We start from the raw sequence: 18,229 nt of genomic DNA on the forward strand, positions 1-18,229 counted from the left end.
CGTCGTCAGACCAGGGAAGGCCTTCACCGGTACCGCCGACGCAGTACATGCCCGTCCCGTACACCCGGAGGCGTACGCCCCCGCAGGTCAGAGGGGTCGGAAAGGGGGTGAAACGGTCTCGTGGGGCGGTACCGGCCGCGGCTCCGCGGGCCGGACGCGCCGCGGAACCCGAGCCAGTCGCCGCCCCCGCCGGGCCACTTTGGACCGGAAGATCCCCGCCCGGCGGCGGGGGATACGGTGAACCCCGCGCCGCCGGGCCGTACCGGCGGGGAACCCGGGGGGGAATTCGGTGGATCCCGAGACGAGCGGCACGTCCGGCCCGGGCGGCTTCTTCGCCCTGCGGACCGCCCCGCCGCCCACCGGCGGCGACCACCGCCCCCTCGCCCGCCTCTACGGGGGAGGGGACGGGGGCGACGCGCCCCTCCACGCGCGCGTGGACCGGGTCGCCGCCCGGCTCGGCGCCCCCGAGCGGCGCGTCGGCGCCTCCGTCGCCCACCTGGGGCTCGCCGCCCGCCTCTGGTCGACGGCGCTCGGCCCCGCGGCCCTGCACGGCCGCTTCCCCGCCCTCGGCCCCGCCGACCTCCACTGGGACCCGGCCCTCGGCTCCCCCGACGACCTGTGGTGGGGCGGCGCCGACACCCGCCCCGCCACGGTCGCCGCGCTCCGCGAGGCCGTCCAGGAGGCGCACCTCGTCCCCCTGCACGCGGCCTTCGCCCGCGACGGACGGATCTCCCCGCGGCTGCTGTGGGGCAACGCCGGCTCCGCCCTCGCCGGCGCCCTGCGCGAGCTGACCCGCTGGGCCCGCGCCCACGGCCGCCCGGCCGCCGCCGAGCGGGCCGCCGCCCTCGTCCAGGGCCTCTTCGACCACCCCGACCTCGCCGGCACCGTCCGGGGCCCCGCCCTGCGCCGCGCCAGCTGCTGCCTGTACTACCGCTGTCCCTCCGGCGGCCTGTGCGGCGACTGTGTGTTCGACCACGCCCCGGGAACGGGTTTGGAGCGGCAGCCCCCGGCTCCGTAAAGTTGATTCTTCACAACCCCCGGCGGCAGCGCGCCCGCCCGCGAGCGATCGAGGAACGACGAAGGCCATGACGGTGACTGAAGAAACCCAGGAGTACGGGCCGGGCATCGACCCCGAGCGCCTGGCCGTCTGCCTGAGCGTGCTCGACGAGCTCGACAAGATCGACGTCGACCACCCGGACGCGATCGCCGTCCGCCGCGCCACCGCCGGCATCTACCGCACGGTCAAGCAGCGCCGCCGCCAGGACCGCCGGGCCGCCAAGACCGCCCACGACCGGGCGGTCACCGAGGCCACCGCGACCGGCTCCGCCCAGCGCATCGACGACGAGACCGAGGGCATCCTGCCCTCCTCCGTCACCGAGGCCGGCAAGATCGCGGGCATACTCCAGCGCCCCCGGTCCTGCTACACCTGCAAGACCCGGTACGTCGAGGTCGACTACTTCTACCACCAGCTCTGCCAGGACTGCGCGGCCCTCAACCGCTCCAAGCGGGACGTCCGCGCCGACCTCACCGGCAAGCGCGCCCTGCTCACCGGCGGCCGGGCCAAGATCGGCATGTACATCGCGCTGCGGCTGCTCCGCGACGGCGCCCACACCACGATCACCACCCGATTCCCCAAGGACGCCATCCGCCGCTTCAAAGCGATGGAGGACTCGGCGGAGTGGATCCACCGCCTGGAGGTCGTCGGCATCGACCTGCGCGACCCGGCCCAGGCCGTGGCCCTCGCCGAGCAGGTCGCCGCGGCGGGCCCGCTCGACATCCTGATCAACAACGCCACGCAGACCGTGCGCCGGCTGCCCTCCGCGTACGCGGCCCTGGTCGACGGCGAGAGCGCCCCGCTGCCGGCCGGCGAGCTGCCCGCCCACCACGTCATCGGCGCCTTCAACTCCGGCGCCGTCGACGGCCTGGCCGCGCTGCCCGTCGGCACCAGCGGCCTCGACGCCCAGAAGGTCGCCGACCTCGCCCTGGTCGCGGGCAACGCGAGCCTGGAGCAGTACACCGCGGGCACCGCGATCGACGCCGGCGGCCTCCTGCCGGACGTGGTGGAGTCCAACACCTGGGTGCAGACCATCGACCAGATCTCCCCGGTGGAGCTCCTGGAGACCCAGCTCTGCAACTACACCTCGCCGTTCATCCTGATCAGCGCGCTGCGCCCGTCAATGGCGAAGGCCGCGGCGCAGGCCGCGAGCGGCCGGGCCTACGTCGTGAACGTCTCCGCCATGGAGGGCGTCTTCTCCCGCGGCTACAAGGGCGCCGGGCACCCGAACACCAACGCCGCGAAGGCCGCCATGAACATGGTGACCCGGACCAGCGCCCAGGAGATGTTCGAGGCCGACAAGATCCTGATGACCTCCGTCGACACCGGCTGGATCACCGACGAGCGCCCGCACTTCGAGAAGCTGCGGCTCGCCGAGGCGGGCTTCCACGCCCCGCTCGACCTGGTCGACGGCGCCGCCCGCGTCTACGACCCGGTGGTCCGCGGCGAGGCCGGCGAGGACCTGTACGGCGTCTTCATGAAGGACTACGCCCCCGGCAAGTGGTAGCCCACGGATTCACCCCCGTCCCGCGCGGACCGCGAAAGAGCGCCCTTCCCTCCCGGAAGGGCGCTCTTTCGGTCTTCGTCACTCGAACGCGTCACACTTTTGAGCCCGGTAGAGCGCGAGCGCGCTCATTTGGTTACTCTGATGCCCACGGACGGCCACCGGAGCGACACACCGCTCCACGGCCGACCAGGGGACTGGCCACCCACCTCGGCCGCGGTCCCGCCCCAGTACGGCGCCACCGCGACCGAACGGCCTTACGTTCCCCTCTGACGCGACACAAAGGAGTGCGCGGTGACCCCCGAACTGACGAAGCAGGAATCCCGACCGTCGGAACCCTCCGAACGGCAGCGGCGCAACGGCGAGCTGGGCAGCCTCGAGGTCTGGGCCCGCTCGGCCCCGATCCGCCTCGCGGGCTACGAGGACGACCTCGCCGAGCCCCACATCCTGCCGGGCATCGACTGACCGGTGCCCCCGACGCGAGGCGTCGTCCCGGGCCGCACCGACGCGGCCCGTACGACCCCGGTGCCCCCGGCCCTCCCGGCCGGGGGCACCGCCGCGTGCCGTCCCGCGCTCAGAAGCTGAAGCGGCCCGTGATCGGGTAGTGGTCCGACCGGCCCGCGTCGGTCGTCACCGCGCACGACAGGACGGTGCCCGACGGGGGGCCGAACAGGTAGTCGATCTTGATGCTGCGGGTCGCCAGCGGCTTCGTCGACCGGCCGTCGCGCGGACGCGTGCTCGACAGGCCCTCGTCGCACTCCTCGTCCGCCGCGTAGGCGGACGCCATGACGTCCTTGGGGGTGTCCGGCGAGGCGGAGTCCGGCGGGACGGCGTTGAAGTCGCCGCCGTAGACGGTCCGGTAGCCGGGCATGGTGTACGAGCGGACCATCTTCTGCATCTCCGCGGCCTGCTCCGCGCGCTTCGTGCCGTCCGCGTCGTCCGTCGGCAGGCCGGCGCTGAAGTGGGCGGTGCAGAACTGCAGGGCCTGCGCCGGGAGGACGGCGCACATGCCGGCCCGCTGCTCCATGCGCACCCAGGTGCCGTCGATGGTCCTGTTCTGCGGAGACGGCAGGTCGTACGAGTGGTACCACTCGTTGGCGTCCGGCAGGGCGAGGCCGATGCCGTAGGAGCCGCGGTCCTTCCAGGCGCCCGACGAACCGGCGTTGTCACAGGTTCTCGCGGCCTCCAGCGAGGACCCGTCGACCGTGAACTTGACGGGGGCGAAGCGCACGTCCCATCCGGTGCCCGTCTTCGCCTCCAGGGCGGTCTCGATGGGCTTGGCGTGCGACTCGCACATCTCCTGGAGGAAGACGGCGCGGTACGTCCGCGCCTCCGCGTCGGTGCCCATCCGGCCGGTGATCTGCGCGCCCAGGGACGGGCCCTCCACGCGGTGGTTGTCGCAGGCGGAGTTGTGGTTCGCGCAGACGTTCCACGACATCACGCGGAAGTCGGCGGCCGGGGCGGGGGAGGCGGGGGCGGGACGGCCCCCCAGGTCGCTCGCGTTCTCCTCGGCGAGGTAGACGAGCTGGAACTTCTGCCAGGAACCGACGGAGGTGCCGCGGGCGCGCAGCAGGCCCGCGTCCTCGCCGGGGTCCTGGACCTCGGCGGTCACGTACCGGTAGCCGTCGTCCGTGGCGGCCTTCAGGGCGTACGTGCCGTCGGTCTGCTTCTCCAGCCGGAGCTTCTCCCACTCGCCGGAGGTGGTGCCCCGGGCGCGCAGCAGGTTCTGGTAGCTGCCCGTGTAGCCGCGCTCGGTCGTGACGTAGTTCCCGTTCGCCTCCGAACGCAGGGTGGCGGTCACGCCCTTGTCGTCGGTGTGCAGCGTGAACTTCTCCCAGGACCCCAGGTCGGAGAGCGAGGCGGCGGAGGTGCGCGCGCGGAGCATCGCCTCCCCGCTGCCGGTCTTGGAGATCTCCACCGACACGTAGAGGTTTCCGGCGCCCACGGACCTGAGCGCGTACTTGTCGCTCGCCGTGACGGGCACGGCCCGGCTCTCCACCGCCTGGGCCTGCGCGGGTGTCATGACCATCATCGCGAACAGAGCGGAACACAGCACCGCCAGGCGGCGCGCTGCCTGTCTCATCCTCGTAGCTCCCTTGTGGCGGAAATGCCCGAGAGGGCAAACGGCACACCGTAGGGAGCGGCCGCTCCGGGGACAAGGCTCCTCCGGAGAATCCGTCAGATCCGTCAGCCCGTCAGCCCGTCAGCCCGTCAGCCCGTCAGCCCGTCAGATCCGCCGGTCACGCCGGTCACGCCGGTCGCGCGGGTCGCGCGGGACCCTCAGGGAGCGGGCGGTCCGGGCGGGGTCCGGAGTCGCGTCGGCGGCAGGTACTCCCGCACCAGCCGCCGCTGCCACCACGCGCCGGTCGCCCGCAGCTCGTCCCAGGTGGAGAAGCGGTACCGGTAGAGCCGGGCCCGGACGCGCGCCGGACGCGCGCCGGCGAACGGATCGTGCGCGAGCAGCCGCAGCGTGTCCCGGTCCGCGGCGAGCAGCCGCTCCACGAAGGGCCCGAACCATTCACGCGCGTATCCGGGCGAGAGCGCCGCGAACCACATCAGCCAGTCCAGCCGCAGGTGGTACGGCGCGAACTGGCGCGGCCACCGCCGGGGGTCGCCGGGCTTGCCCTTGAAGCCGTACTCCCGCCACGGCGTGGCCGGGCCCGGGGTCTCCTCCGTGGTGCCCTCCACGACGATCTCGTCGCGGACGCGGCCGACCGTGCCGAAGGCTCCGTAGGTGTTGACCAGGTGGAAGGGGTCGTAGGAGCGGTTCATGGACTGGTGGCGGGAGAGGAGGTTGCGGACCGGCCGGTGGCTGCGGAACAGGACCAGCGCGGTGAGGGCGAGGACCAGGGCCGCGTACCAGAGCGGGGGGTCGGGGCGGGGGTGGTCCGCGGTGACGGCGGAGAGGTCGAGGGCCGAGGCGGCGAGGACGATCGTGAGCCAGTTGAGCCACGCGAAGTTGCCGGAGAGCACCAGCCACAGCTGGGTGACGATCATCAGGCCGGCCGCGACCGAGGCCACCGGCTGCGGGGCGAAGAGGAGGAAGGGCACGCCGAGCTGGACGACGTGGTTGGCGGCCGCCTCGACGCGGTGCAGGGGGCGCGGGAGCCGGTGGAAGAACCAGCTCAGCGGGCCGGGCATCGGCTGGGTCTCGTGGTGGTGGCAGAGGCAGGTGAGCTTCCGCCAGCAGGCGTCGCCGCGGATCTTGATGAGGCCGGCGCCGAACTCGACGCGGAAGAGCAGCCAGCGGAGCAGGAGGAGGACGAGGAGGGGCGGGGCGACGTCGTCGTTGCCGAGGAAGACCGCGAGGAAGCCGGTCTCCAGGAGCAGCGACTCCCAGCCGAAGGCGTACCAGGTCTGCCCGACGTTCACGATCGACAGGTAGAGGCCCCAGAGCACCAGCCACCCCAGCATGGCGAGCGGGAGCGGCACCGCGTCCCCGGCGCCCGCCGCGAGCGCCGCCGCGAGGGCGGCGCCCGACCAGGCGACCGCCGCGAAGAGGCGGTCGGTGTAGCGCCAGTGGAAGAGCGAGGGGGAGCGGAGCGGGGTGGTGCGGCGCAGGTACGCCGGTACGGGGAGCATGCCGCGCTCGCCGATGAGCGCCCGGAACTGGAGCGCGGCCGACAGGAACGCCACGCAGTACAGCACGGCCAGGCCGCGCTGGAAGACGGTCCGGCCCATCCACAGCTCGGGCGCGGTGAACCACTCCATCGCCTCCAGTATCGGCCCGGGCTCAGCCCGCGGCGACGAGGCGGGTCAGGACGCGGCCCAGCCGGCGGGCGTAGGCGCGCTGGAGGCGGGGGACGAGCGGGCCGGCGAGCCGGGTGTACCAGGCGGCGGGCCGGCTGAAGGCGGTCACCGTGAAGCGGACCGTGCCGTCGGGCTCCAGCTCCACGAGGAAGGACTCCTCGCCGCTCTCCGGATGCCCGGTGAGGGTGCCGTACGCGAAACCGGCCCGGTGCTCCTCCTCGGGGAGCCAGATCACCCGGCACGGCACGCCGTAGGCCAGCGGGCCGACGCCGAGGGCGACCTCCAGGGTGACGCCCGGTGCCGCGCGCCCGGCCGTGGAGCGGACGCGGGCGCCGGTGGCGCGGTGCATCCGCCAGGTGGTGACGGCCTCGGCGGCGGTCCGGAAGTCGGCCGGGCCGTGGCCGACGGGCGTGCTGTGGCGCAGGTGGTGATAGCCGGCGGGAAGGGCGTCGGGGGTGCGGGTGGCGCCGGTCTCGCGGTAGCTGAGGGTGCGGCGCGGGGCGAGGTCGCCGAGGATGCGGGTCATGCCGGGAGCTCCGTTCGCGGGAGGGGTGCGGGGCGGCGGGGATCGGTGGGCGCGGCGGGGCCGGCGGGGTCCGCCGCGCGGAGCCGGCGGTGGGCGAGCAGGGCGCAGACGGCGAAGCCGAGCGCGTTGCCGAGGCCGTGGGTCGCGGCCATCCAGGTCAGGGTGGGGTGCGGCAGGCCGGTCGCCTCGCCCAGCGCCCACCAGAGCGCGAGCGCCATGGTGACCGCCAGGACCAGCGCCGAGACGCCGAGCAGGGTCCGGGTCACGGGGTCGGCGGCCGGGCCGCGCCGCTCGCGCAGGGTCAGCACCGAGACGGCCGCCATCCCGGTGGTGAGGACGACCGCCCCGGCCAGTTCCGCCCAGTCGTCGACGAAGTAGCCGGCCAGCACCATCAGGGTGCCGGCGGGCACGCTGAGCGCGGCGGTCCTGGCGAGCGGTCCTGCGGCGGAGGCCCGGCAGAGCAGCCCGGCGACCAGGGCGGCGGCGAAGCCCGCGAAGTGGAAGTGCGGCACGGTCAGCGCGAGCAGGTCGAGCTCGAAGCCGAAGAGCGGGTACGAGGCCCGCTCGGCCACGAGCGCGAGCCCCGCGACGGACGGCGAGACGAGGGCGGTGAGGACGGCGATCTCGCCGGGCCGCAGCGAGCGGGTGAGGGCGAGCCGGGCGGGGGCCTGGAGGGCGAGCGCCAGGGTGGCGAGCGCGTAGCAGGCCGCGAGCGCGGTCGCCGTGCCGGAGCGGGGCAGCCAGAGCGAGACCGCGCCGGGCAGCGCGAGCAGCGGCCAGGCCCGCCGGAGCCGGTCCCAGCCGGGCGGCCGGGGCCCCTCGATGAGCCCGAGCCCGGTCGGCACCACCCAGAGCATCCCGGCCGTCACGACCGGGACCACGAAGGCCGACAGTGTGGTCATGACATCCGACCCCCCGACTTGAACGTGTTCAACGGTGACGGGACCGAGCGTAGGGCTTCTCTTGAACGTGTTCAAGTGCGGGGCTCGGGTCGTGGACCCGCCGAGTCCGGGCCCCCGCCAGGACCGGGCACCGCGCCCCCCGCCAGGACCGGGCACCACGCCCCCCGCCGGGCCTGGGTCGCCCCCGTCAGGGCCGGGCCGCCCGTCCTCCCTCCCGCCGGGCCCGGGCCGCACCCCCGCCGCTCCGGGCGGCCGGCCCCCGCCCGGTCGGACGCTCTCCGCTTGCGCTCCGTCACCGGCTGCGACAGAACAGGAGGAACCCATCCGTGACGACCGGGAGAAGCAACGTGCGCCCCACGCAGCGCCGGACGCGGAGCAACCCCGCCGCCGTCCGCCCAGCCCCCGGAGCCGCCCGCGGCCAGGGCCGTACCGCCCTCGCCGCGACGCTCGGCGCCGCCGCCCTGCTCCTCGCCGGGTGCTCCTCCGACGACACCGGAGGCGCCGCCGGCCGGGCCGCCCTCGGCGCCGCCCACGAAGTGCGCCTCCAGCCGGTCGCCGCCCAGGGACCCGACCCCTTCACCGCCTCCACCGCCCGGGGCGCCGGACTGCGCGCGCCCCGGGAAGCCGACCCTGGAGCCCAGCCCGTCAGCGCCCCCGGCATCCGCGAGGTCACCGGCTCCACCCCGGGCCTCTACGGCGGCACCCGCGCCGAGGGCAGCTGCGACATCGAGCAGCAGGTCGCCTACCTGGCCGCCGAACCCGCCAAGCTCCGCGCCTTCGCCGAGGCCGCCGGCATCCCCGAGGGCGGCGTCGCCGACTGGCTGCGCGAGCTCACCCCCGTGCTGCTGCGCGCCGACACCCGCGTCACCAACCACGGCTTCCGGGACGGCCGGGCCTCCGCCTTCCAGTCCGTCCTCCAGGCCGGCACCGCCGTCCTCGTCGACCCCTACGGGGCGCCCCGCGTGCGCTGCGCCTGCGGCAACCCGCTCCGCACGCCCGTCAGCGTCTCCGGGGCCGTCCACCACGGCGACCCCTGGACCGGCTTCGACCCCGACCGCGTGATCATCGTCAAGCCCACCACCACCGTCGTCACCAGCCTGGTCATCGTGAACGTCTCCGACGACAGCTGGATCGAGCGGAAGGCGGGCAGTGACGGGGACGAGGACCGCAAGCCCGACACCGTCCCCGACTGCGACCCCGACACCTGCGCCCTGAGCGACCCCGTCACCCCGGACACCGGCGCCGGGGACCCCGACGCGCCCGGCACCCCGGAGCCCCCCACGGAGCGCCCCGCCGCGCCGAGGACCCCCGACGCCCCCGCCGTGCCGGAGACCCCCGCGGCGCCCGACACCCCCGCCGCACCGGACACCCCGACGACACCGGACACCCCGACGACACCGGAGGCCCCGACCGCGCCGGACACCCCGACCGTCCTCGACCCGCCGACGGCCCCGGAGGCGCCCCCGGAGCCGTACCCCGACCCGGACGCCCCCGCCGATCCGTACGCCGAGCCCCCGGCGGACCCGTACGCCGACCCTTACACCGACCCCTACGCGGAGCCCGACGGCGGCCATCCGCTCCCCGAGGACCTCCTTCCGCTCGAACCGGGCCCCACCCAGCCCGACACCTTCGCCGGATGAAGGATCTCCGTGGTGCGCGAGGAACCCACCGGCCCTAGCGTGGCCCCCATGAGCGCGGGCAGCGGGGGAGCGGACACGGTGGGCCGGCCGGACGCGGCACCGGTCGCGGACGGCGCGGCGGCGCCGATCCTCAGCGCCTTCGGCTCCGCCTTCCGCATGGGCGGCTTCGACTGGGACCTGGCCACCGGCACCATGAAGATGGACGAGGCCGCCCTCGACGTCTTCGACCTCGACCCCGCCGATTACGACGGGCGCCCCGAGACCCTCGGCAGCCGGGTCCTGCCCGACGAGGGCCGACAGCTCGACACCCTCGTCGCCCAGGCACTCAAGGACGGCTCCGACCAGTACGGCGCGTACTTCCGCATCCGCCGGCGCGACGGCTCCCACCAGTGGACCCACACCCAGGGCCTCGTCCACCGGGACGCCGGCGGCCGCCCCGTGCGGATCATCGGCGTCGTCCGCGACGCCACCCACGAGCTCACCGAGTCCGCCGCCCGCCTCGGCCTCGACGAGGGCAGACGGCAGCGCGCCGGGGTCGTCGAGGGCACCACCGCCGCCCTCGCCTACGCCCGCACCGTCCAGGACGTCATCGACCTCCTCAACGACTCGCACGCCCTGGAGCACTTCGGCGCCGCCAGCCTCGTCATGGGCCTCCTGGAGGCCGGCCGCATCCACCTCGTCGCCGAGGGGCCCGAGGGCGCCTTCGTGCCGGGCACCCGCTTCACCCGGGTGGACGAGCCGTACCCGATGAGCGAGGTGATCCGCACCCTGCGGCCCCGCTTCATCGACACCGCCGAGGACTTCGCCGCCTCCTTCCCCGTCCTGTGGCCGCACATCAGCGGCCTCGGCATCACCGCCGCCGCCTACCTGCCGCTCATCGCCCAGGCCCGCCCCATCGGCGCCCTCGGCCTGCTCTACAGCGACCGCACCGGTTTCAGCGAGGACGAGCGGACCCTCCTCGTCGCCCTCGGCAGCAGCATCGCGCAGAGCCTCCAGCGGGCCATGCTGTACGAGCAGGAGCACGACCTCGCCGAAGGACTCCAGCAGGCGATGCTGCCCCGCCGGCTCACCGACGTGCCCGGCGCCCAGATAGCCGTCCGCTACCGCTCCGCCCGCCTCGGCCGGGACATCGGCGGCGACTGGTACGACGTCATCCCGCTCCCCGGCGGCCGGGTCGGCGCCGTCATCGGCGACGTCCAGGGCCACGACACCCACGCCGCCGCCGTCATGGGCCAGCTGCGGATCGTGCTGCGCGCCTACGCCGCCGAGGGCCACACCCCCGCCACCGTCATGGCCCGGGCCTCCGTCTTCCTCCACGAACTCGACACCGAACGCTTCGCCACCTGCACCTACGCCGAGGCCGACCCCGGCACCGGCGTCGTCCAGGTCGTCCGCGCCGGGCACGTCGACCCGCTCGTCCGGGAGGCCGACGGCACCTGCCGCCGGGTCGCCGTCGAGGGCGGGCTCCCGCTCGGCCTCTCCGCCGAGTTCGGCCGGCTCGACTACCCCGTCACCACCCTGGAGCTCGACCCCGGCCAGACCCTCATGCTCTACACCGACGGGCTCGTCGAGAAGCCCGGCGCCGACCTCGACGAGGGCCTCGAATGGCTCTCCTCCCTCGTCCGCCGCGGCCCCTCCGACCTCCAGCAGCTCGCCGACCTGCTCTGCGACGTCGTCGCCGACCGGGGCGGCGAGGACGACGTCGCCATCCTGCTGCTGCGCCGCCTCGGCGCGTACGCCCCCACCGGCGGCCGCTTCCGCCAGCACGTCGCCCCGAGCGACCCCGAGGCCCTCAGCTCCGCCCGCCACATGATCCGGGCCGCCGTCCGCGCCTGGGGCGCCGGCTCCCGCGCCGACGAGATCGAACTCGTCGCCGACGAGCTGATGACCAACGCGCTGATGCACACCGACGGCGGCGCCATCATCACCCTGAGGGTCCTGCCGGGCGCCGAACGGCGGCTCCGGGTCGAGGTCGAGGACCGCTCCAGCGCCCTGCCCCGCCGCCGCGAGGCGGGCGAGGCGGGCGTCTCCGGACGGGGCCTCCTCCTCGTCGACCAGCTCTCCGACGGCTGGGGCGTGGAGTCCCGGGGCGGCGGCAAGTGCGTCTGGTGCGAGTTCGCCGTCACGGACTGAACCCGCACCCGCACCCGCACCGGGCACACCGGGCACAGCGGGCGCACCGGACGCGCCCGCCGCCGCCACGACCCGGACCGGTCCACCACCACGGCACCGGCCAGGACCCGGGCCCGCCGCTCCAGTAGGCTCCCGCGCATGCTGCGCGTACTGGCCGTCGACGACGAGGAACCCGCCCTCGGGGAGCTCCTCTACCTGCTGCGCGCCGACCCCCGGGTGCGGACCGCCGAGGGTGCCGGGGACGCGACGGCCGCGCTCCGGCGGATCGGCCGCGCGCTCGACTCCGGACCGGACGGCGAGGAGGCGGTCGACGTCGTCTTCCTCGACATCCACATGCCCGGCCTCACCGGCCTCGACGTCGCCCGGCTGCTCGCCGGCTTCGCCCGCCCGCCGCTGGTCGTCTTCGTCACCGCGCACGAGGGCTTCGCGCTCCAGGCCTTCGACCTCAAGGCCGTCGACTACGTGCTCAAGCCGGTGCGGCGCGAGCGGCTGGCGGAGGCCGTCCGCCGGGTCCACGAGCTGGTCCACGCCGGCGCCGCGCCCGCCCCGGCCGCCGCGCCGGAGCAGATCCCCGTCGAACTCGGCGGCGTCACCCGTTTCGTCTCCGTCGACGACATCGCCTACGTCGAGGCCCACGGCGACTACGCCCGCCTCCACACCGACCAGGGCAGCCACCTCGTCCGCATCCCGCTCTCCACCCTGGAGGAGCGCTGGGCGGACCGGGGCTTCGTCCGCATCCACCGCAGCCACCTCGTCGCCCTCGGCCGGGTCGACGAGCTCCGCCTCGACGGCGGCGCCACCTCCGTGCGGGTCGGCTCCACCGACCTCGCCGTCAGCCGCCGGCACGCCCGCCACCTCCGTGACCTGCTGATGCGCCGCGCCGGCGGCTGACCGGCCACCCCTACCGGCACCCGGCCCCGTCTGCCTACACTCCACGGGCCCACCCGCCCGTCAGAGAGCGACGCCGATGCCGGAGCACCCCCAGCCGCGCCGGCCCCGGCGCGAGACCGTCACCCACGCCTCCGCCCTCGGCGACCGGCCCGCCCCGCGGCTGCGTCCCCGGGCGCCGCACCCGCCCGCCCGGTCCGAGATCGACGAGCAGACCACCCTCGGCCACACCTACGTCCGCTCGCTGATGCGCAGCCAGCTCCGCGCCGCCCTCACCGCGCTCGGCGCGCTCGCCCTGCTCGTCGGCACCCTCCCGCTGCTGCTCGCGCTGCCCGCCCCCGAGGCCCTGGTGTGGGCGTCGCTCGGCGTCGGCGTCTACCCCGTCGTCTGGGCGATCGCCCACTGGTACGTCCGCAGGGCCGAGCGCAACGAGCGCGACTTCACCGGCCTCGTCGAGCGCTGAGGAACCGGTGGACCACCCCCCATGAACCAGACCTACGCGGTCGCCGCCGTCACCGCCGTCGTCCTCGCCACCGTCCTCATCGGCGCCCTCGGCCTGCGCGTCTCCCGCACCACCTCCGACTTCTACGTCGCCTCCCGGACCGCCGGGCCCCGGCTCAACGCCGCCGCCATCAGCGGCGAGTACCTCTCCGCCGCCTCCTTCCTCGGCATCGCGGGACTCGTCCTCGTCCAGGGCCCGGCCATGCTCTGGTACCCGGTCGGCTACACCGCCGGCTACCTGGTGCTGCTGGTCCTCGTCGCCGCCCCGCTGCGCCGCTCCGGCGCGTACACGCTCTCCGACTTCGCCGAGGCGCGGCTGGAGTCCCGGCGGGTCCGCAGGCTCGCCAGCCTCTTCGTCGTCGGCATCGGCTGGCTCTACCTGCTGCCGCAGCTCCAGGGCGCCGGGCTCACCCTGGAGATCCTCACCGGCGCCCCCGACTGGGTCGGCGGCCTCCTCGTCGCCCTCGTCGTGACCTGCACCGTCGCCGCGGGCGGCATGCGCAGCATCACCTTCGTGCAGGCCTTCCAGTACTGGCTGAAACTGACCGCGCTGCTGGTCCCCGCCTTCTTCCTGGTCGCCGCCTGGTACGGCGACGGCGCGCCCCGGGCCCGCTTCGACGCGCCCGCCGTGCTCCGCGAGCACACCGTCGTCCGGGTCGCCGACACCGTACGCGTCGGGCTCGACGCCCCGCTCACCCTCACCGTCACCGGCACGGTCGACGCGGTGCGGTACGAGGAGCGGGCCGTGACCCTCGCCCCCGGCACCCACCGCGTGGACGGCGGCACGGTCCTCGCCCTGCCGCCCGGCACCCCCGTCCCCGAGCGCCGCGCCGACGGCGCCGACCCCCTCGGCTGGTCCCAGCCGCTGGCCGGCGGCCGCGACGGGCACCAGCTGTACGCCACGTACGGACTGATCCTCGCCACCTTCCTCGGCACCATGGGCCTGCCGCACGTCGCCGTCCGCTTCTACACCAGCCCGCACGGCCGGGCCGCCCGCCGCACCACCCTCGTCGTCCTCGGCCTGATCGGCGCCTTCTACCTGCTGCCCGCGCTGTACGGGGCCCTCGGGCGGATCTACGCCCCCGAACTGGCCCTCACCGGTTCCGCCGACGCCGCCGTGCTCGTCCTGCCCGACCGGATCCTCGGCGGCGTGCTCGGCGACGTCCTCGGGGCCTTCCTCGCGGGCGGCGCCTTCGCCGCCTTCCTCTCCACCGCCTCGGGGCTCACCATGTCCGTCGCCGGCGTCCTCGCCCAGGACGTGCTGCCCTCCCGCGCCGTCCGCCACTTCCGGCTCGCGACGCCGCTCGCCACCGCCGTGCCGCTCGCCGTCGGCGTGGCCGCCTCCAAGGTGCCGGTGGCCGACGCCGTCGGGCTCGCCTTCGCCGTCTCCGCCTCCTCCTTCTGCCCGCTCCTCGTCCTCGGCATCTGGTGGCGGCGGCTCACCCCGCCCGGCGCGGCCGCCGGCCTCCTCCTCGGCGGCGGCTCCGCGCTGGCCGCCGTCATGGCGACCCGCGCCGGACTCCCCCCGGGGGGCTGGCCGCACACCCTGATGGCCTGGCCCGCGGTCTGGTCCGTCCCGCTCGGCTTCCTCACCATGGTGCTGGTCTCGCTCGCCACCCCGCGCAGCGTCCCGGCCGGCACCGCGGCCACCCTCGCCCGGCTGCACCTGCCGGAGCGGTTCACCGCCCCCGTACCCGCCCAGGAGGCACGCCGGTGAGCGGCATCGTCTGGGCCGCGGCGAGCGCCGCCGCGGCCGTCCTCCTCGCCGCCGGGGTCGTCCTCGGCCGGCTCACCGCCCCGCGCGGCGGCCGCTCCGCCGACCTCGACCTCGGCACCCCGGTCGAACGGGCCACCTTCCACACCCTGCACACCGCCTCGCTCGCCGCGCCGCCGCTGCGCGCCGGGCTGACCGAGGAGACCGCGCGCCGGGCGGCCCGCCCGCTGCGCTCGCTCCTCGGCACCGAGGCCCTCTGCCTCACCGACGGCACGGCCGTCCTCGCCTGGGACGGCCCCGGGGAGGGGCACCACCACGCGGGCGTGCCCGACCTGGCCGCCGCGACCCTGGAGACCGGCCGCAGCCGCTCCGCGCCCACCGGGTGCGCCGACCCCGGCTGCGAGCTGCGGTGGGCGGTCACCGCGCCGCTCACCGGCGAGGAGGGCGTCCTCGGCGCCCTCGTCGCCTACGGTTCCCGGGAGTCGGCGGTGCTGGTCCGGGCCGCGACGGAGGTGGCCCGCTGGGTCTCGGTCCAGCTGGAGCTGGCCGAGCTGGACCGCTCCCGGACCCGGATGGTGGAGGCGGAGATCCGCGCGCTGCGCGCCCAGATCTCCCCGCACTTCATCTTCAACTCCCTCGCGGCGATCGCCTCGTTCGTCCGCACCGACCCGGAGCGGGCCCGGGACCTCCTCCTGGAGTTCGCGGACTTCACCCGCTACTCCTTCCGCCGGCACGGGGACTTCGCCCAGCTCGCCGACGAACTGCGCGCCATCGAGCAGTACCTGGCGCTGGCCGGCGCCCGCTTCGGCGACCGGCTCAAGGTGACGCTCCAGATCGCCCCCGAGGTGCTGCCGGTCGCGCTGCCCTTCCTCTGCCTCCAGCCGCTGGTGGAGAACGCGGTCAAGCACGGGCTCCAGGACCGGGAGCGCGGCTGCCGGGTCACCATCGCCGCGCGGGACGCGGGCTCGGAGGCGGTGGTGACCGTCGAGGACGACGGCGTCGGCATGGACCCCGAGCGGCTGCGGGCGGTGCTGCGCGGCGAGCACCCGGGCGGCTCCGGCATCGGGCTCTCCAACGTCGACGAGCGGCTGCGCCAGGTGTACGGGCCGGAGTACGGGCTGGTCATCGAGACCGGCGTCGGCGCCGGCGTGAAGGTGACCGCGCGGTTCCCCAAGTACCGCCCGGGGGTGCATCCTTCGCCGGCGCGGTGACGGATCAGGAGAGCCAGACGGCGAGATGGGCGAGCGGCAGGCCCAGCCGCCAGGCGGGCAGCCAGGCGCGGGCCGTCTCGTCCACCAGGAGCCGTGCTCCCGTGCCCGGCACGCCGTCCAGGTCGGTGGCGTGCACCCAGGTCTCCCGCAGGGCCCGCCAGGCGTCCCGGGCGAGGGCCAGGTCGGCCCCGTCGGGGTCCTCGGCCGCCTCGGCGGCGAGCCGTTCCTCCACCCAGTCCGGCCAGTCCGCCTCGTACGCGGTGAGGTGCAGCCACTCCTCGGGCGCGGGCTCCCCGGACAGGTGGACCGTGAGGGCCAGGGCCCGCAGGGAGGCCCGGTGCTCCAGCGAGCCGGGCTCGGCGAGCCCGGCCACGGTCAGGTACTGGTCGGCCAGGTACTCGGCGCACAGCCAGGCCATCGGTACGGCCAGGCCCCCGCCGTTCCTGCGGCCGGCGCCGTTCGTGCTCTCGGGCGGCAACGCTCCCACCTTCTCCCGGACGTCGGGGCCCCGCGGTTCTCGGGACCCGGAGCAGAGCCTCCTCCGCTCGGGGCGTCCGCGTGGACCGCTTTGCTCAACTCGCCGGTGTGGTTTCGGATACGTTCCCCGGCCGGATCGGTACGGACGGGTCCTGTGGTGCGCGCGGGGTGGAGGGGACGGGGGAGGGGCGCCGGCGCACGAGCGAGGCGAGGGCGGTGACGCCGACGAGGAGCGCGAGCGGGCGCAGCGGCAGCACCGCCCCGAAGGAGTCGTCCAGGGCGTCGACGCCGCGCCAGACGACGGCGATCCACCCCACGCTCCCCACCAGGACCACCGCCCCGAGCCGCCGCTCCCCGCTCAGCCGCATCCCGGTCCACAGCACGATCGGCATGACCAGCGCCGTGTTGAACAGCGCGGTGGTGAAGACCTGGGCGGTGCCGTACCCGGTCGGCGACCCCAGTGCGGCGGAGGCCTCCGCGACGAGGGCGAACCGCAGCGTGTCGGAGAGGACCAGGTGCGCGGCCGCGATCGCGAGCGCCGTGACGACGACGGTCTTGAGCAGGCGGGGCAGGGGCGGGGTGTGGGTCCGTGAAGCCATGGACGCGACTATACGCACTGCGTATACGCGGAGTGTATAGAGCCCCGCGGGTCCCCGTCGGGCGGGGGCGCGACCCCCCGTGACTCCGCGCCGCCGGTGCGCCCGCGGAGTCGGCGGAGGGGGCGGATGTCAGCCGAGCAGGGCGTAGACCGCGGTCGCGTGGGCGGCCGGTTCGCCGGCGCCCTCGGCGGTCATCGTGATGTCGGCGAAGGCCATCCGCCGGCCCAGTTTGGTGAGCCGGGCGCGGACCAGGACGTCGGTGCCGAGGACCGCCCGCTGGAAGCTGGTGGACTGCTGGACGGTCGTCATGGGGACGAAGCCGCCGCGGGCCGCCGAGACGGCGATCACCGTGGCGGTGTCGGCGGCCGCCATCAGCGCCTGGCCGGAGAGGCCGCCGCCCTCGCGGGCCAGCCGGCCGGACCAGGGGAGCCGGAGCACGGCCTCGCGGTCGTCGAGCGAGTCGACCGTGAGCCCCAGGTCCAGGACCCAGGGGGCGAAGTTGTCGGCGAGGATCTTCTCGGCCGCGGCGGGCGTCAGCGGCACGGTCTCGGGAGGCGTCACGGCGTCGTTGTGCGTCACGGCGTCATTGTGCGGCCGGGGTCCGGGGCCGGGCAATGGCGCCGTGCCGCGGCCGGTAGCCGGGCAGCGAGCGGCCCAGCTGCCGGAGGGCGTAGTGCGAGCGGGACTTGACCGTGCCGGCCGGGATGCCGAGGTCGACGGCGGCCTCGTTGACGGTCAGCCCGTCGAAGTAGAGCCGGACCAGCACCGCCCGGTGCTCCGGGCTCAGTCCCCGGACCGCCGCCCGGACGTCGAGCGCCGCCTCGGCGGTCTCGGTGGCGTCCGAGGGGTCGGGGGTCACCGCGAGCACCCCGTCGCCGATCTCGGCCGGCCGGGCCAGCCGGGAGCGGCGGGCGTCGATGGCGATCCGGCGGGCCACCGTGAAGAGCCAGGGCCGCATCGAGTCGTACGCGCCGCTGAAGGCCTCGGGGTGGAGCCAGGCCCTGACCAGGGTCTCCTGGACCAGGTCCTCGGCGCGCTGGCGGTCGCCGTAGGTCAGTCCGAGGAGGAAGGAGAGCAGGGCGGGGCCGTGCTCCCGCTGGAGCTCCTGGAGCGTCCGCTCGTCGGTCGTCACGGTCGCCGTCGCCGTCGTCATGGTTGTCACCCTTCCCCGCCCGCTCTGCGGTTCGTCGTCCGCGCCGTATACGAACGCATCCGGGCGGAAGGGGACAGGGAGCGGACAGCCGTCTGCGACGAACGGTCGTAACGAGCGGCGAATGGCACGGCGAACGGTCGGTCGGCGGCCGTGCGGCGATCGGACGACGGCCGTGCG

17 protein-coding genes are annotated in these 18,229 nt (G+C 75.3%); 9 read left to right on the plus strand and 8 right to left on the minus strand.

Features of this window, described 5'->3' with window-relative positions; all coding sequences use genetic code 11:
* Positions 1-289 precede the first annotated feature (289 nt).
* The 3 genes from ACF1ED_RS03185 (at position 290) to ACF1ED_RS03195 (ending at position 3,023) form a co-directional block, all read left to right on the plus strand.
* On the plus strand, positions 290-1,018 hold the full coding sequence (locus ACF1ED_RS03185; RefSeq protein WP_391756646.1) for a (2Fe-2S)-binding protein: 729 nt from the start codon (positions 290-292) through the stop codon (positions 1,016-1,018).
* A gap of 67 nt (positions 1,019-1,085) precedes the next feature.
* Positions 1,086-2,561 (plus strand): SDR family NAD(P)-dependent oxidoreductase, encoded by a 1,476-nt coding sequence (locus ACF1ED_RS03190; protein WP_391756647.1) that lies wholly within the window; start codon positions 1,086-1,088, stop codon positions 2,559-2,561.
* A 291-nt stretch (positions 2,562-2,852) separates the two neighbouring features.
* Complete coding sequence (locus ACF1ED_RS03195) at positions 2,853-3,023, plus strand: hypothetical protein (protein ID WP_384670592.1); 171 nt, start codon at positions 2,853-2,855, stop codon at positions 3,021-3,023.
* Between the two features lie 109 nt (positions 3,024-3,132).
* On the opposite strand, the gene ACF1ED_RS03200 is transcribed toward ACF1ED_RS03195, so the two are convergent.
* The 4 genes from ACF1ED_RS03200 to ACF1ED_RS03215 form a co-directional block, all read right to left on the minus strand.
* On the minus strand, positions 3,133-4,641 hold the full coding sequence (locus ACF1ED_RS03200; protein ID WP_391756648.1) for a hypothetical protein: 1,509 nt from the start codon (positions 4,639-4,641) through the stop codon (positions 3,133-3,135).
* Positions 4,642-4,838: 197 nt separating this feature from the next.
* Entirely contained in the window at positions 4,839-6,269 is a 1,431-nt protein-coding gene (locus ACF1ED_RS03205) for a lipase maturation factor family protein (RefSeq protein WP_391756649.1), read from the minus strand.
* A 22-nt stretch (positions 6,270-6,291) separates the two neighbouring features.
* A complete protein-coding gene (locus ACF1ED_RS03210) occupies positions 6,292-6,834 on the minus strand; it encodes a DUF1990 family protein (protein WP_391756650.1) in 543 nt (180 codons plus the stop codon).
* Entirely contained in the window at positions 6,831-7,736 is a 906-nt protein-coding gene (locus ACF1ED_RS03215; protein WP_391756651.1) for a YndJ family protein, read from the minus strand. Before ACF1ED_RS03215 ends, ACF1ED_RS03210 begins: the two co-directional genes overlap by 4 nt.
* Positions 7,737-8,062: 326 nt before the next feature.
* Between ACF1ED_RS03215 and ACF1ED_RS03220 the strand changes: the two genes are divergently transcribed.
* From ACF1ED_RS03220 to ACF1ED_RS03245, 6 genes are all read left to right on the plus strand, one after another.
* Complete coding sequence (locus ACF1ED_RS03220) at positions 8,063-9,376, plus strand: DUF6777 domain-containing protein (RefSeq protein ID WP_391756652.1); 1,314 nt, start codon at positions 8,063-8,065, stop codon at positions 9,374-9,376.
* 48 nt (positions 9,377-9,424) lie between these two features.
* Positions 9,425-11,509: a SpoIIE family protein phosphatase gene (locus tag ACF1ED_RS03225; RefSeq protein WP_391756653.1), complete on the plus strand. Its 2,085-nt coding sequence runs from the start codon at positions 9,425-9,427 to the stop codon at positions 11,507-11,509.
* A gap of 138 nt (positions 11,510-11,647) precedes the next feature.
* Positions 11,648-12,400, plus strand: coding sequence for a LytR/AlgR family response regulator transcription factor (locus tag ACF1ED_RS03230; protein ID WP_391756654.1), 753 nt, complete (start codon positions 11,648-11,650; stop codon positions 12,398-12,400).
* 76 nt (positions 12,401-12,476) lie between these two features.
* Positions 12,477-12,860 (plus strand): hypothetical protein, encoded by a 384-nt coding sequence (locus tag ACF1ED_RS03235; protein WP_391756655.1) that lies wholly within the window; start codon positions 12,477-12,479, stop codon positions 12,858-12,860.
* 21 nt (positions 12,861-12,881) lie between these two features.
* On the plus strand, positions 12,882-14,615 hold the full coding sequence (locus ACF1ED_RS03240; protein ID WP_391756656.1) for a cation acetate symporter: 1,734 nt from the start codon (positions 12,882-12,884) through the stop codon (positions 14,613-14,615).
* Positions 14,612-15,823: a histidine kinase gene (locus ACF1ED_RS03245; RefSeq protein WP_391756657.1), complete on the plus strand. Its 1,212-nt coding sequence runs from the start codon at positions 14,612-14,614 to the stop codon at positions 15,821-15,823. Before ACF1ED_RS03240 ends, ACF1ED_RS03245 begins: the two co-directional genes overlap by 4 nt.
* Positions 15,824-15,827: 4 nt before the next feature.
* Here the strand turns inward: ACF1ED_RS03245 and ACF1ED_RS03250 are convergent, their stop codons facing one another.
* From ACF1ED_RS03250 to ACF1ED_RS03265, 4 genes are all read right to left on the minus strand, one after another.
* On the minus strand, positions 15,828-16,241 hold the full coding sequence (locus ACF1ED_RS03250) for a hypothetical protein (RefSeq protein WP_391756811.1): 414 nt from the start codon (positions 16,239-16,241) through the stop codon (positions 15,828-15,830).
* Between the two features lie 154 nt (positions 16,242-16,395).
* Positions 16,396-16,899, minus strand: coding sequence for a hypothetical protein (locus ACF1ED_RS03255; RefSeq protein ID WP_391756658.1), 504 nt, complete (start codon positions 16,897-16,899; stop codon positions 16,396-16,398).
* Positions 16,900-17,028: 129 nt separating this feature from the next.
* A complete protein-coding gene (locus ACF1ED_RS03260) occupies positions 17,029-17,442 on the minus strand; it encodes a PaaI family thioesterase (protein WP_391756812.1) in 414 nt (137 codons plus the stop codon).
* Positions 17,443-17,482: 40 nt separating this feature from the next.
* Positions 17,483-18,052, minus strand: a complete 570-nt coding sequence (locus tag ACF1ED_RS03265) for a sigma-70 family RNA polymerase sigma factor (protein WP_391756659.1) — start codon at positions 18,050-18,052, stop codon at positions 17,483-17,485.
* Positions 18,053-18,229 lie beyond the last annotated feature (177 nt).

It is taken from the genome of Streptomyces sp. NPDC014656, from assembly GCF_043084305.1.
GTDB lineage: Bacteria > Actinomycetota > Actinomycetes > Streptomycetales > Streptomycetaceae > Streptomyces.